Annotated in this window: 11 protein-coding genes; 3 read left to right on the forward strand and 8 right to left on the reverse strand. The window is 66.6% G+C overall.

Annotated elements, in window-relative coordinates; translation table 11 throughout:
- Positions 1 to 108: 108 nt before the first annotated feature.
- Positions 109 to 5,028: an alpha-2-macroglobulin family protein gene (locus AC3WJE_RS07245; protein ID WP_493730114.1), complete on the forward strand. Its 4,920-nt coding sequence runs from the start codon at positions 109 to 111 to the stop codon at positions 5,026 to 5,028.
- Between the two features lie 227 nt (positions 5,029 to 5,255).
- Here AC3WJE_RS07245 and AC3WJE_RS07250 read toward each other — a convergent pair whose 3' ends face one another.
- Entirely contained in the window at positions 5,256 to 6,572 is a 1,317-nt protein-coding gene (locus AC3WJE_RS07250) for a TolC family outer membrane protein (RefSeq protein ID WP_493730115.1), read from the reverse strand.
- 321 nt (positions 6,573 to 6,893) lie between these two features.
- Between AC3WJE_RS07250 and pbpC the strand changes: the two genes are divergently transcribed.
- A complete protein-coding gene (gene pbpC, locus AC3WJE_RS07255) occupies positions 6,894 to 9,284 on the forward strand; it encodes a penicillin-binding protein 1C (RefSeq protein WP_493730116.1) in 2,391 nt (796 codons plus the stop codon).
- Positions 9,285 to 9,286: 2 nt separating this feature from the next.
- Here pbpC and AC3WJE_RS07260 read toward each other — a convergent pair whose 3' ends face one another.
- The 6 genes from AC3WJE_RS07260 to AC3WJE_RS07285 form a co-directional block, all read right to left on the reverse strand.
- On the reverse strand, positions 9,287 to 10,534 hold the full coding sequence (locus AC3WJE_RS07260) for an MFS transporter (RefSeq protein ID WP_493730117.1): 1,248 nt from the start codon (positions 10,532 to 10,534) through the stop codon (positions 9,287 to 9,289).
- Between the two features lie 5 nt (positions 10,535 to 10,539).
- Positions 10,540 to 10,869 (reverse strand): hypothetical protein, encoded by a 330-nt coding sequence (locus tag AC3WJE_RS07265; protein ID WP_493730118.1) that lies wholly within the window; start codon positions 10,867 to 10,869, stop codon positions 10,540 to 10,542.
- Positions 10,870 to 10,871: 2 nt separating this feature from the next.
- A complete protein-coding gene (locus tag AC3WJE_RS07270) occupies positions 10,872 to 11,441 on the reverse strand; it encodes an isochorismatase family protein (RefSeq protein WP_493730119.1) in 570 nt (189 codons plus the stop codon).
- Positions 11,442 to 11,469: 28 nt separating this feature from the next.
- Entirely contained in the window at positions 11,470 to 11,922 is a 453-nt protein-coding gene (locus tag AC3WJE_RS07275; protein ID WP_493730120.1) for a MarR family winged helix-turn-helix transcriptional regulator, read from the reverse strand.
- Between the two features lie 304 nt (positions 11,923 to 12,226).
- Entirely contained in the window at positions 12,227 to 12,850 is a 624-nt protein-coding gene (locus AC3WJE_RS07280; protein WP_493730121.1) for a ferritin-like domain-containing protein, read from the reverse strand.
- A gap of 22 nt (positions 12,851 to 12,872) precedes the next feature.
- A complete protein-coding gene (locus AC3WJE_RS07285) occupies positions 12,873 to 13,373 on the reverse strand; it encodes a peroxiredoxin (protein ID WP_493730122.1) in 501 nt (166 codons plus the stop codon).
- A gap of 173 nt (positions 13,374 to 13,546) precedes the next feature.
- Here AC3WJE_RS07285 and AC3WJE_RS07290 point away from each other — a divergent pair, with 173 nt between their 5' ends.
- A complete protein-coding gene (locus AC3WJE_RS07290) occupies positions 13,547 to 14,428 on the forward strand; it encodes a DnaJ C-terminal domain-containing protein (RefSeq protein ID WP_493730123.1) in 882 nt (293 codons plus the stop codon).
- An 88-nt stretch (positions 14,429 to 14,516) separates the two neighbouring features.
- Here AC3WJE_RS07290 and pilH read toward each other — a convergent pair whose 3' ends face one another.
- Positions 14,517 to 14,900, reverse strand: a complete 384-nt coding sequence (pilH, locus tag AC3WJE_RS07295; protein ID WP_493730124.1) for a twitching motility response regulator PilH — start codon at positions 14,898 to 14,900, stop codon at positions 14,517 to 14,519.
- Positions 14,901 to 14,942 lie beyond the last annotated feature (42 nt).

Raw genomic sequence — 14,942 nt, forward strand, 5'->3', positions numbered from 1 at the left:
GCCCCATCGCGGCTGAAGCCGCTCCTACGCAGGGATTACCGCAGGGATTACTGTCCCAAGGCGGTAGCAGCCCGGCGCTATACTCGCCGCTCCATCAAGGAGCGGTGCATGGACGGGCAGTCAGTGGCGAAGGGATTTTGGGGGCGTGTTCGCGGCGCTGCATGCGTCGCTGCGCTGGCGTTGCTGGTCGTGGCGGGTTGCGAGCGCAACGAGACCGGTCAGCTGCCGTCTGTCAGTGGCGAGGCGATCCAGACCAGGCAGGAGGCCGTCAAGGGCTTCGCGCTGGTACGCGCCTACCCCGACCAGAAGGGCGACGGCCTGGCGCTGGCGCTGGAGTTCTCGCGCCCGCTGGTAGGTACCCAGGATTTCGACAAGCTGGTGCGCTTCGAGGAGAAGGTCGGCGACGGTGACAGCGGCTGGTCGTTGTCCGATGACGGCAAGACCCTGCGCTATCCGTTCGTGGAGGCGGCCAAGAATTACAGCCTGATCCTTTCCGGCGATCTGCTCGCCGCCGACGGCAGCCGCCTCGGCAAGGAAGTGCGCGAGAAGGTCTACACCGGCGAACTCGAACCCGCCGCCGGCTTCGCTTCGCAGGGCAGCGTGCTGCCGGCGCGCGAGAGCCGCGGCCTGCCGGTGGTGTCGGTCAACGTGCCGGAGGTGGACGTCGAGTTCCTGCGCGTGCGCGAGAACCAACTGCCGGCGTTCTTCAGTCAGTACCAGCGCGGCGGTCGCCGCAGCAGCTGGGAACTGGACAACAACTACGGCGAGAGGTCGCCGATTTCGAAGTTGGCCGATTCGGTCTACGTCAACCGCTTCCTGCTCGACAGCAAGAAGAACGAGCGCGCGCTGACCTACCTGCCGATCCAGGAGATCAAGCAACTGCAGGAGCCGGGTCTGTACTTCGCGGTGATGAAGCGCACCGGCAGTTTCGACAACCAGTACGACACCGTGTTCTTCACGGTCAGCGACATCGGCCTGCACACGCGTGCCTACAAGGACCAGTTGTTCGTCCACACCGCCTCGCTGAAAAGCGGCGATGCGCTGAAGAACGTCGAGCTGCGCATCCTCGATGCCAAGGGCGAGGTGGCCTTGAAGGGCAGCACCGACGGCAACGGCAACGCACTGTTGAACTATCGCCTCGATGCCGCGCAGGTGCTGGTCGCGCGCAGTGGCAACGACGTGACCCTGCTGCCGTTCAACCAGCCGGCGCTGGACCTGAGCGAATTCGCGGTGGCCGGGCGCGAGAACGCCTGGTTCGACGTATTCGCCTGGTCCGGGCGTGATCTGTACCGCCCGGGCGAGACGATGCGGGTGTCGGCGATCCTGCGCGACAACGACGGTAAGCCGGTCAAGGCACAGCCGGTGTTCCTGCGCCTGAAACAGCCGGACGGCAAGACCTTCCGCGAAACCCGCCTGCAGCCGGGCGAGCAGGGCTATTTCGAGTTCGCCCAGGCGATTCCCGCCGATGCGCCGACCGGGCGCTGGCAGGTCGAGTTCCGTACCGATCCGGCCAGCAAGGAAGCGGTGCAGGGCATGACCGTGCGCGTGGAAGAGTTCCTGCCCGAGCGCATGAAACTCGAGCTGGGCAGCGCGCAGAAGACGATCAAGCCGGGCGAGCCGTTCAAGCTCACCGCCGACGCGGCGTATCTGTACGGCGCGCCGGCCGACGGCAACCGCTTCACTGCCAAGCTGGCGGTGATGGTGGAGCAGCATCCGCTCGATGCGATGCCGGGCTGGTTCTTCGGCGATCCGACCCAGGAGCTGCCGCGCGAGGCCAAGGACGTGATCGACACCGAGTTCGGTGCCGACGGCAAGCTGGCCGAGGACATCGAACTGCCGGTCGGCGCCAAGCCGGCCACGCCGATCGGCGCGATCGTGTCCGGCAGCGTCTACGAGACCGGCGGGCGTACCGTCAGCCGCACGCTCAAGCGCGTGCTGTGGCCGGCCAACGCGTTGGTCGCGGTGCGCCCGCTGTTCGACGATACCGATGGCGCCGATGCCAACGGCAATGCCCGTTTCGAACTGACCCGCGTCGATGCCGACGGCAAGCCGCAGCCGGCCAAGGGCTTGAAAGTCACCTTGGTGCGCGAGCTGCGTGACTACCACTGGAGCTACGTTTCCGATCGCTGGGATTACGACTTCACCCGGCGCTTCGAGAACAAGCAGACGCGCACGCTGGATGTCGGCACCGAGACCGGCAAGTTCGAGTTCCCGGTGGAGTGGGGCGAGTACCGCGTCGATGTGTTCGACCCGACCACCGGCCTGACCACGCGCTATCCGTTCCGCGCCGGCTGGAGCTGGAACGACGACAACCGTGGCCTGGACGCGCGTCCGGACAAGGTCAAGCTGTCGCTGGACAAGGCCGCCTACCGCGCCGGCGACACGCTCAAGGTCACGTTGACCCCGCCGCATGCCGGCAAGGGCCTGTTGATCGTGGAGAGCGACAAGCCGCTGTACGTGCAGGACATCGACGTCAAGGCCGGCAGTACCTTCGAGATCCCGGTCACCGCCGACTGGGAGCGCCAGGACGTCTACGTCACCGCGCTGGTGTTCCGAGGTGGCAGTGCGCCGAGCAAAATCACCCCGGCGCGTGCGGTCGGCGTTGCGCATGTGCCGATGGATCGCAAGACGCGACGCGTCGCGGTCGGGCTGGTGGCGCCCAGGCAGATGCGTCCCGAGCAGCCGTTGCCGGTGACGGTCAGCGTGCCGGAGCTGGCCGGCAAGAGCGCGCACGTGACGATCTCGGCGGTGGATGTGGGCATTCTCAACATCACCCGCTTCCCGGTGCCGGATGCGCCGGCGTACTTCTTCGCCCAGCGGCGTCTTGGCGTGGATGCCTACGACATCTATGGTCGCGTGATCGAGAGCTTCGAGGGCGCGACCGGCAAGCTGAAGTTCGGTGGCGACATGGGGCTGGAGGCGTTGCCGCAGGCCAAGCGTCCGACCGCGCGGGTGCAGACCGTCGATCTGTTCTCCGGTTCGGTCAAGCTCGATGCTCAGGGCAACGCGCGCGTGCAGCTGCCGGTGCCGGACTTCAACGGCACCCTGCGCGTGTCCGCACTGGTCTATTCGGACGATCGTTACGGCAACCGCGACGCGGAAACCGTGGTGCGCGCGCCGATCCTGGCCGAGGCGAGCATGCCGCGGGTGATGGCGCCCGGTGACCGCAGCACCGTCACCCTCGACGTGCAGAACTTCACCGGCAAGCCCGGCGAGTTCGCGGTGCGCGTGGACGGCAGCGGCCCGCTGGCGATCGGCGCGGGCAGCAACAGCGCCAAGCTGGGCGTGGACGGCAAGACCACGTTGAACTTCCCGCTCACCGCACAGGAAGGCTACGGCGTGGCCAAGGTACGGGTACGCTTGGAAGGCAACGGCTTCAAGGTCGATCGCAGTTACGACCTGCCGGTACGCGCGGCATGGCCGTCGGTACTGCGCGCGCAGACGCGGGTGATCGATCCGATCGCGCCGGTGAGCTTCGATGCGAGCCTGGCCGACGGCCTGATGAGCGGCTCGATCAACGCGCGCATGGTGGTCAGCGCATTGCCGCCGATTCCGTTCGGCAGCGCGTTGAAGGGCGCGCTGGAGTATCCGTACGGCTGCGCCGAGCAGACCACCAGCAAGGGTTACGCCGCGCTGCTGCTCGACGACGCCACCGCACGCCTGCTCGGCAGCCAGGGGCTGGAGACCGACAAGCGTCGCGAACGCATGGAGGGCGCATTTGGCCGCTTGGCCTCGATGCAGGTCTCCAGCGGGCACTTCTCGATGTGGGGCGATGACGCCTATGTCAATCCGGGGCTGACCCCGTATATCGCCGAGTTCCTGCTCGATGCCAAGGATGCCGGCTTCGCGGTGCCGGAGAACGTGCTGCAGAAGGCGCTCAACCGTCTCAGCGAGGATCTGCTGGCCGGCGGCAACCAGTTCTACGGCCAGGAGCGTCGCGACCAGTTGAAGTTCGCCAACCAGGCCTGGTCCGGCTACGTGCTGGCGCGCGTCAACCGTGCGCCGCTGGGTACTCTGCGCGCGCTGTACGACAACGATCGTGCGAAGGCGGTCAGCGGACTGTCGCTGGTGCATCTGGGCATCGCATTGAGCTTGCAGGGCGATGCCAAGCGCGGCGAAGCGGCGATCAAGGAAGGTTTCGCCAAGGACAACAGCACGCGTCCGTACCACTTCGGCGATTACGGCAGTGAGGTGCGCGACGATGCGCTGATGATTGCGCTGCTGCACGAGCGTGGCCTGTCCAGGCCCGAGTACGACGCCCGTGCGGTCAGCCTGGGCCGGGCGCTGGATGCGCGCCGCAACAGCGGCTGGCTATGGCTGAGCACGCAGGAGCAGGTCGCGCTGGCGCGTCTGGGCAAGGTGCTGCTGGTGAACCAGAAGAAGCTGGTGGGCGGGCAGTTGCACGTGGGCGATCAGGTCGAGCCGATCGCGCCGGCCAAGCTGTTCGGCCGCGTGTTCGACAGCGCCCAGCTCGCACGCGGTGTGCGTTTCGTGCCTGAAGGCGAAGCGCCGCTGTTCGCGAGTCTGGAAGTGGCCGGTGTTCCGCGCAGCGCACCGGAGCCGGACCAGCGCAACATCAGCGTGGAACGCAGTTGGTACACCACCGACGGCAAGCCGTGGACGCCGCGGCCGCTGGTCGAGGGCGAGGCGCTGATCGTGCGCGTGTCGATCACCGCCGGTACTCCGATGCCGGATGCATTGCTCACCGACCTGCTGCCAGCCGGCCTGGAGATCGAGAATTTCAATCTCGGCGACGCCAAGCAGTGGGCCGACGTGGTGGTGGACGGGATCGACATCAGCGATCGCGCCAACGCCGCCGACGTCAAGCACGAGGAGTTCCGCGACGATCGCTATGTCGCCGCGCTGGGCCTGGCGCAAGGCGGCAAGGCGCAGGTGTTCTACCTGGTACGCGCGGTGACGCCGGGTACTTACACGGTGCCGCCGTCGCTGGTCGAGGACATGTACCGGCCGGAACTGCGCGGCGTCGGCCGCAGCAATCCGACCACGATCACGGTGGTGCAGCCGTAGAAAAAAAAGAAGAGTCCCGGCACAAGGATGTGCCGTGCTTTTGTGAGGGATTCACAAAGAGAGTCCCGGCACAAGGATGTGCCGCGCTCTTGTGAGGGATTCACAAAAAAGATCGCCGGACTGCCGTGCTGGAAGGACGATGGGGAGAGAGTCCACCGCCTGCCAGCACGACAGTCCGGCAATCGAAGCAGCAATGCGGCGCGAGCCGTTCGAGGGGACGAGGCGTCCTACTTCAACCAGCGGTTGATCTCTTCCAGATCCTCCGGCGCCAGCACGCCGGCGGCCTGCTTGAGCAGCAGCAGGTTGAGCACGAACTGGTGGCGGGTGCTGGAGTACTGGCTCTGGGTGTCGGCCAGCGTGCCGATCGCGACCACCAGGTTGGTCAGGCTCTGCGTGCCGATCTCGTACCCCATCTGCATCGAGCGCACCGAATCGGTCGCCGCCGTCATCGCCTGACGCGCCGCCTCGACCTGGGTGACGCCCTGTTCCAGTGCCTTGTAGTACGTGCGGATTTCGTAATCGGCCTCGCGGTGTGCGATTTCCAGCTGGCTGGCCGCTGCATCGCGCTGCGCCAGTGCCTGGCGTACCTGCGCGTGGGTCAGTCCGCCGCTGAACAGCGGGAAGTTCAAGGTCAGGCCGATCGCGGTCTCGCTGCGCCCATAGCTCGGATCGCTGGCCGCGCGGGTGTACCACGCACCGGTCTTGCCGTAGCTGAGGCTGGCGGCGAGCGTCGGCAGATGGCCGCCGCGTGCGGCGGACACCGCATGCTCGGCGGCGCGCAGGCTGTGCGTGTTGGCACCGATGTCGGGATTGTTCTGTGAGGCTTGCGCGACCCAGGCTTCGACATCGGACGGCACCGGCATCGACATCGGGAAATCCTCGCGCAGCTTCGCCAGCTCGCCGGGCGCGCGGCCGATGATCCTCGCCAGCGCCTGCCGCGCGGTTTCCAGCGCGTTCTCCACCGAGATCCGCTGCGATTTGATGTTGAGGTAGTAGGTCTTGGCCTGGTTCATGTCGACCTCGGCCGACAACCCCTGTTCGAAGCGGGTATGGGTCTGCTCGTACTCGCGCCGGTAGGCGTCTTCGTAGGCGTCGTAGGTCTTCAACTGGTCCTGCGCGACCAGCACGTCGAAGTAGGCCTGGGCCACGCGCATGTACAGGTCCAGGCGCGCCTGGCGCAGGGTTTCCTCGCCGGCGGCGGCCTGGGCACGCGCCTGCCGGTAGGTGGCGATGTCGGGCAGGCTGAACAAGGTCTGGGTCAGCGTGCCGCCGAGCGCGCGTTCGCGCTGGTGGCCGAGGTTGCCGTCGAGCGTGCCGCCGCGGGTGTCGGTGAGGCTCTGCTGCGCACTGGCCTGCGGTAGCAGCGCCGCGCGCTCGATGCCCACTTCCTGGTCGGTGGCACGCTTGGTGGCGTCGGCCTGGGCCAGGGTCGGATCCTGCGCGACCGCCAGCCGCAACAAGTCGGTCAGGTCCTCGGCATGTGCCGGTACCACAGCGAGCGCACAGGCCAGGGCGAGGGCGGCGAGCGGGAAATGAGTCTTCATGGCGTCCTGTACTACGGGGAATACGCCAGTCGAGCAGGTTCCGTGCCAGCGCCGTCGGGCGTATGCGCGGGCGAGCGACGGGTGCCCGGATGAGCCTGAATGAGCACTGGCGCAGGGTGCGGCCAGCGCCGGCCTTTCGATCGGGGAGGGCAAGTGTCCGGGTGCGGACGTCCGCGGCGGCGGACGCGGACAGTACGACCGGACAGCTAGGGCGGTTCCTCATGCCGGGCCGGCGGATGTTTTCGTGACGGATCGTCGAGTGCCTGTGCGCATGTCGGGCCACGGTGGCCGAAATCGATCCGCCACTGCATGCTTGTGCGGATGGATGACACACAGGACGAAGGCGCGGCGCAGGGATGGCGTGGATCACGCCGCCACCGCCGGGCATGGGCGACGTTGCGCTGGGGCAGTGTGCTGGTGCTGTCGGCGCTGTTGCTGCTCGATCTGGCCTTCCCGCCGCCGCTGCCGCAATCGCGCGATACCTCCACGCTGGTGGTCGCGCGCGACGGTACGCCGCTGCGCGCATTCGCCGATGCCGAGGGCGTCTGGCGCTACCCGGCCACGCCTGCGAATGTCTCGCCGCTATACCTGCAGGCGCTGCTGAATTACGAGGATCGCTGGTTCTGGCGCCATCCCGGCATCAACCCGTGGGCGCTGCTGCGTGCCGGCGGGCAGTGGCTGGGCAGCGGTCGCATCGTTTCGGGTGGCTCGACGCTGACGATGCAGGTCGCGCGCATCCTCGATCCGCATACGCGCACGCCCTGGGGCAAGCTCAAGCAGCTGCTGCGCGCGCTGCAACTGGAAGTCCATCTCAGCAAGCACCAGATCCTGCAGCTGTATCTGGAGCGCGCGCCCTACGGCGGCACCATCGAGGGCGTGGAGGCGGCGAGCTGGGCCTATCTCGGCAAGCCGGCCGCGCGGCTGTCGCATGCCGAGGCCGCATTGCTGGCGGTGTTGCCGCAATCGCCGAGCCGGTTGCGTCCGGATCGCCATCCCGAGGCCGCGCGCGCCGCGCGCGACAAGGTGCTCGAACGCATGGTCGAACTCGGTGCGTGGTCGCGCGCCGAGGTGGACGATGCGCGGATCGAACCGGTGGTCGCGCGCTCGCTGCAGCAGCCATTGCATGCGGCGCTGCTCGCGCAGCATCTGCGCAGCGCGTATCCGAAGGCCGCGCGCATTGCCACGACGATCGACATCGAGCTGCAGCGCACGCTGGAAGAACGCGTCACCGCGTATTTCTCGCAGCTGCCCGAGCGCACCTCGGCGGCGCTGCTGGTGGTTGACAACGCCACGATGGAGGCGCGTGCCTACGTCGGCTCGGTCGCGTTCGGCGATGCCAAGCGGCTCGGCCACGTCGATATGGTGCAGGCCTGGCGCTCGCCCGGTTCCACGCTCAAGCCGTTCCTGTACGGCATGGCGCTGGACGATGGCCTGATTCATTCCGAGAGCCTGCTGGTGGATGCCCCGCAGAGCTTCGGCGACTACCGCCCCGGCAATTTCGATGCCGCGTTCAATGGCCCGATCGGCGCGGCCGAGGCGCTGCGGTTGTCGCTGAACGTGCCGGCGGTGGATCTGCTCGATCGGGTCGGTCCGGCGCGTTTTGCTGCGCGTCTGGATAATGCCGGCATCAAGCTGCGCTTCCCGCGCGGAAGCACGCCGAACCTGGCGCTGATCCTCGGCGGCACCGGCGCGCAGCTGCAGGAACTGGTCGGCGCCTATGCCGCCTTCAACCGTGGCGGCATCGCCGGGCGCGTGCGCTACACGCCGGGCGATCCGCACATCGAGCGACGCGTGATGTCGCCCGGTGCAGCGTGGATCGTGCGCGAGACGCTCGAAGCCAATCCACGCCCCGGCTACGGGCTGGGCACCTTCGATACCGCCACGCGTCCGCGCGTGGCCTGGAAAACCGGTACCAGCTACGGCTTCCGTGATGCCTGGGCGATCGGTTCCACGCGTCGTTACACCGTCGGTGTGTGGGTCGGCCGTCCGGACGGTACGCCGCTGCCCGGCCAGTACGGCGCGGTGACCGCGTTGCCGTTGATGTTCGAGGTGATCGACGCATTGCCGCGTATTCCGGGCGATGCCGCGCCCATGCCGATGCCGGCCAACGTGCAGCAGTTTGATATCTGCTGGCCGCTCGGCCTCGCCGCGGAAACCACGCCCACACCGCTGTGCCGACGGCGCATGAGCGCCTACGTACTGGATGGCGCCGTGCCGCCAACTTTCGCCGAGCGTGATGCACGGCTGTGGCGCAGCGGTATCGAACGATTTGACGTCGATGCCCGCACTGGCCAGCGCCTGTCCGCCGACTGCCGCTTGCCGCACCCGCGTCAGCCAAGTGAGATCGCACGCTGGCCGGCGCTGCTTTCGCCGTGGCTGTCGCCAGCCGACCGCAAGGCCGCGCAGTTGCCAACGCTGTCCGCGGACTGCGCGCCGGACGGCCGCGATGCCGGCGGCGCATTGCGCATCGACGGCATCACCGATCGAGCGGTGTTCGCGCGTGCACCGGGCAGCGCGCACCCGGTACGCCTGCAACTGCGCGCGCTGGGGAGCGAGGTGGCGATCGACTGGCTGCTGGATGGCCGCTGGATCGCCCGTACCGAAGGCAGCCGTGTCTTCCAGCGTGATTTCGGCGAGGTCGGCGAACACACCCTCACCGCGCTGGGCGAGGACGGCGTCTGGGCCAGCTTGAAATTCCGCGTGCTGCGCTGAGGCTAACGAGCGCGGTCTCCCTGGAGAAGTTCATCCCGTCGAGGCAGATGAACCTGTCGCGTCATGGCGTAGATGGCCACGATGGCCGCCGCGAAGCCCGATGCAGCGCCGACCCCGAGCGCCCAGCGTGGGCCCAGGTGGACGGCCACCCAGCCCACGATCGGAGCACCGATCGGCGTCCCTCCGAGCGCGATGCCCAGCCGTAGTGCCATCACCCGTCCCCGCATGGCCGGTGCGGTGGTGAGTTGCATCAGGCTGTTGGTGGTGTTGGTCAAGGTCAGGGCGGCCACGCCGATGACGACCAGCGCAGCGGCGAACGATCCGTAGTTCGGAGCGAACGCCGCCAGGGTGCAGCCAAGCCCGAAAACCACGGCGCCGATCAGCAGCGAGATGAAGCGTGGCCGATGGCGGCCGGCGGCGAGCAGGGCGCCGGCGACCGTGCCGATCGCCATGATCGATGACAGCAGGCCGTAGCCGCGCGCGTCGGTGTGGAAGACCCCGACGGCCATGGTCGAAATGAAGATCGGAAAGTTCAGGCCGAACGTGCCGATCAGAAACAGCATCACCAGGATCGCCTTGAGGTCCGGGCGCGAGGCTACATAGCGCAATCCCTCGGTGAGGCCGCCCGGGGTCCGGTGTGCCCGAGCGTTGGTATGCAGCCCGGAGACGCGCAATAGAAACAGCGAGGCCAGTACCGCGACAAAACTGGCGCCGTTGAGCAGAAACGCCCAGCCGGTACCGACCGAGGCGATGACCAGGCCGGCCACCGCCGGGCCGATCATTCGCGCCGCGTTGAACGAGGTCGAGTTGAGCGCGACCGCGTTCGGCAGATCCGTATCGCCGACCAGTTCGGTCACGAACGTCTGGCGCACGGGTGCATCGAACGCCGACGCACAGCCGGATAGGAACGCGAACACATACACGTGCCAGAGCTGGACGATGCCGGTGACAGTGAGCAGCCCCAGTGCCAAGGCAAGAACACCCATCACCGCCTGGGTTGCCATCAGCAGCTTGCGCTGGTTGTAGTGATCGGCCGCGAAGCCCGTCCAGGGCAGCAACAGAAGCTGCGGTCCGAACTGGAGCGCCATCACCGTGCCCAGCGCCGACGCGTTGTGTTGCGTGAGTTGGGTCAGTACCAGCCAGTCCTGGGCGGTGCGTTGCATCCACGTGCCGACGTTGGAGACCAGCGCGCCGGCTGCCCAGATCCGGTAGTTGCGGTTTCTCAGCGAACGGAAGAGGTCCGTTGCCACGGCACTCACGAATCCTCGGGCGCATTGCCGCCATGGAAGCGGCCGAAAAGTCGTGCGCAGATCAGACCGAGTGCCAGCACACCGAGCCCGAGCGCGAGCGCATCACCGGTGCTCTTCAGGTCGAAATCACCGACGCGGAACACGAGCAGGTAGCCGATGACCAGATTGAGAAACCCCCAGAGCACGTTCACGGTCGATGAGGACAACCCTTGTCCCGGTGGTGTGGCGAGCGGACTCTGGAATGGCCTGCCGGTCACACCGCTGACGAAGTGCGGCACGGTGTTGGTGAGAAAGGCACCGCCGAGGAAATAGGACACGAGATGCAGCCATTCCATCTTCAGGCACTCCGGGTAGTGAGCAGATCGATGATGTCTTGAGCCGTGCCGGTTTCGCCCAGCCTCGGGAAGACGTGCTTGACGCTGTAGTCGTGTGCTTCCGGACGCGCATCGGTCATGGCGTCGAGCGCCAGGCTGACGTTGAAGCCATGCTCATAGGCCTGGCGTGCGGTCGCCTCGACGCCGGTTCCAGTGGCAACGCCGGTGATGACGACCTGGGTGACACCGAGCGCCTTCAACCGGTCTTCGAGGTCGGTATTGGCGAATGCGCCCCAGGTCCGCTTGGTCACGAGGATGTCGCTGGGCTGCTGATCAAGTTCGGCGATGAGATCGGTCCATCCAGCCGGGACGGGTTCGCTGCGCCGCGGCCGCTCGGTGCGTCCAGGCGCCATGCCGGCGACATTGACCAGCACAACAGGCAAACCACGCTGCCGAAACGCATCGAGCAGCGCGCGCGAACGCTCCACGACCCCGTCAATGGGATGGATGAAGGGGCCGAGTCCGCCGACGATGCCTTTCTGCAGATCGACGACGATCAGGGCGGTGTTCGGATCGAGCGTGCCGAGGGCCATGTTGTTTCCAGAAAGGGCTGGGAACGGCTCAGAAATCGGCGAGCCGCTGCAGCAGTTTCACGGCGGCCGCGAGTTCGGCTTGTTCCTGGGGAGACAGCTGTACCTGCAAGGCACGCAGCAACCAATCGTCTTTGGCGGCCCGGCTTGCGTTGAGGGTTTTGCGGAACGCAGGTGCCAGGTCAATGAGGGTTTGCCGCCCATCGCTGGGATCGGGTTTGCCGCTGATGGCCTTTCTCGCCTGCAGGCCGGCCACGGTGATGCGCATGGATTGCGGGCGAACGCTCTCCGCCCGGGCCAGCGCGGACACGGTGGCTGGACCATCACGGTCCAGGCGCAGAAGCACCGATTTCTGCGCGGACGTGAAGTCCCCCGGATCGGCCTGCTCGCGCAGCCGCCGCTTCAGCTTGCTCAGGGTGATGCGCAGTTCGCCGGCCAGGGAGGCCGCTGAAGGCGCTTCGGATGTGGGTGAGGGCTTGGCCATGTTTCGACCATAGCATAAGTACAGAAAAACTGTACAGGTTGACTGTATTTATGGTCGGGGCAGGTAGAGGCTTGAAGTACGTGAATAGAGCGGGCGCGTCTTCGCCCGGGATGAAGGACGTTGGCTCGTGGGCAATGTCCCGCATCCAGATCGCGAACAGGACACGGTGTGTCGTTCGAAAGGCGGTTCTGCGTCCTTCCGTCCCCTCCAAAGCCCTTCCCCTGCGGTCAGGGGAAGGGGAAGGGCGAGTGAATGTCGATGCAGTTGGGGCGCAGCACCAATTTCCTCGGGGATGCGAAGCGGACTACTTGCCGATCCACCCTTCCAGCAGATCGGAGAACTCGTCGGCGTGCTCCTCTTCCTGCGCGAGGATTTCCTCCAGCATGCGCTTGGTCGTGGTGTCCTTGTCGCCGATGAAATTGATCATCTGCCGGTAGCTGTCCACCGCGATGCGCTCGGCGATCAGGTTCTCGCGCACCATGTCGCGTAGGTCGGTGCCTTCCTTGTACTCGGCGTGCGAACGCGCGGTCAGCGTGGCCGGATTGAAGTCGGGCTCGCCGCCCAGTTGCACGATGCGCTCGGCCAGTTTGCTGGCGTGCGCCTGTTCCTGCTGCGCATGCTCGATGAACTCGCCCTTCACCGCATCGGCCAGCATGCCCTTGGCGGTGAAGTAATGGCGGTAGTAGCGCAGCACGCACACATATTCGGTGGCCAGCGCATCGTTGAGCAACTTGATCACCGCCTTGCGGTCGGCCACATAGGTATCGGTGATCGCGCCGTCCTCGATGCTCTTGCGCGCATTGGCACGCAGCGTCGCGGTGTCATTGATGACGTGGGCGGGATGGATGACGTGAGCGGCGTGGATGGCGGGTTTATGGATGGCGGCGACCTTGCGGGGCGCTTTGGCTTGCTTGGCTGGCTTGTTCATGGCTTGCCGTGTCCTCTGCGGTTCAGGGGTGTGGAGGTTCCGGAACAGGGATGTGCTGCAACACGTAGTCGGCGGCCGACAGCTTGAATTCGCCTGGTGCCTCGACGAACAAGGCCTTCACTACACCGTCTTCGGCATACAGGGCGTAACGACGCGAGCGGCGCCCCATGCCCGAGCCGCTGGCGTCCATCTCCATGCCGAGCGCACGCGTCAGATCGCCGTTGCCGTCGGCGAGCAACAGCAGGCCTTCCGGCGCCGACTGGCTGCGGCCCCAGGCACGCATCACGAACGGGTCGTTGACCGCCACGCAATACACCTCGATGCCGCGATGGCGGAAGTCCTCGAAATGTTCCACGTAGCCGGGGAAATGCTTCTCCGAGCAGGTCGGGGTGAAGGCACCCGGAACCGCGAACAGCACCACCTTGCGGCTGCCGAACAGCGTCCGGGTGTCCACGCTTTCCATGCCTTCACGCAGGCGCTTGAGCACGACTTCGGGGATGCGTTGGCCGATCTCGATGGACATGGCGACTCCCTGGATGGGCGCAGGGTAGGAAGGGGTACGGTAAGGCCGTGTCAATACAGGTGATTGGTCAAACGCGCCGACGGGCGATATCCGTAGAATGACAAGCCGGCGGACGCGCCGGCCTATGGCTCGCGGTCACAAGGCTGCGAGCCGTTTTCGTTCAGAGGTGACGGATGGAATTCAAGGATTACTACGCGACGCTCGGCGTCGAACCCACCGCCGGCGAAGCGGAGATCAAGACCGCCTATCGCCGGCTGGCGCGCAAATATCACCCCGATGTCAGCAAGGAGGCCGGCGCCGAGGAGAAGTTCAAGGCCGTCAACGAGGCTTACGAGGCACTGCGCGACCCACAGAAGCGCGCGGCCTACGACCAGCTGCGCGCACAGGGCTACCGGCCGGGCGACGAGTTCCATGGCGCGCCGCATCCTGGTGGCGGGCAGGGAGGTTTCGACTTCGAGGAAGTCTTCGGCAACGGCGGCGCTGGCGGCGGCTTCAGCGACTTCTTCGAGAGTCTGTTTGCCGGCGCGCGTGGTGGTCGTGCACAGGGGCCAGGTGCCGGCCCGCAACCGCGCGGCGATACCCGCGCCAAGCTGGCGGTGCCGCTGGAAGCGGTCTATGCCGGCGACAGCGTGCGCATCACCGTCAACGGCCGGCAGTTGGACGTGCGCGTGCCCAAGGGCGTCAAGCCCGGCCAGGCGATCCGCCTGAGCGGGCAGGGCAATGGCGGCGGCAACCTGCTGCTGGAGATCGAGTACGCCGCGCATCCGCAGTTCGAAGTGGATGGACAGAACATCCTGTACACGCTGCAGGTCACGCCGTGGCAGGCCGCGCTGGGCACCAGCATCAGCGTTCCGACGCTGGGCGGCGCGGTCGAACTGAAGGTGCCGGCCGACTCCGACGCCGGCCGCAAGCTGCGGCTGCGCGGCCGCGGCCTGCCGGGTACGCCGGCGGGCGACCAGATCGTCGAACTGGAGATTCTCGCCCCGGCGCCGGTCGATGAGGCGCAGAAGAAGGCCTATCGCAATCTCGCCAAGGCGTTCGGCGAGAAGATCTGAGATTGATCGCTGTAGCGCCGAGCCTGCTCGGCTGGGCTCTACCGGGAAAGCCCAGCCCAGCAAGCTCGGCTCTATCGGAACGCGGTGATCACGCCTCTGGCGTCGCGTCCTGACTGAATACCCGCTCGATCACCTCGGACAGCTCGTGCTCGGAGAACGGCTTGGTGATGTAGGCCTTGGCGCCCTGGCGCATGCCCCACATGCGATCGGTGTCCTGATCCTTGGTGGTGACCAGGATCACCGGGATATGCTGGGTGGTCGGCTCGCGCTTGAGCGTACGGGTGGCCTGGAACCCGTTGAGGTTGGGCATCACCACGTCCATCAGCACCAGGTCCGGCAGCGCCGCCTTGGCCGCCTCGACCCCGGCGGCACCGTCGGTAGCGGTGAGGGTCTCGTGACCGAGTTTCTCGACGATGCGCTGGATGCCAAGCAACTGCGACGGCGAATCGTCGACGATCAGGATGCGTGCCATGTTGTTCCCCAAGAGATGCGGGGAGTGTAGAGCCAGCGCCCC

The organism is Pseudomonas sp. GW821-FHT07E12 (assembly GCF_058986605.1).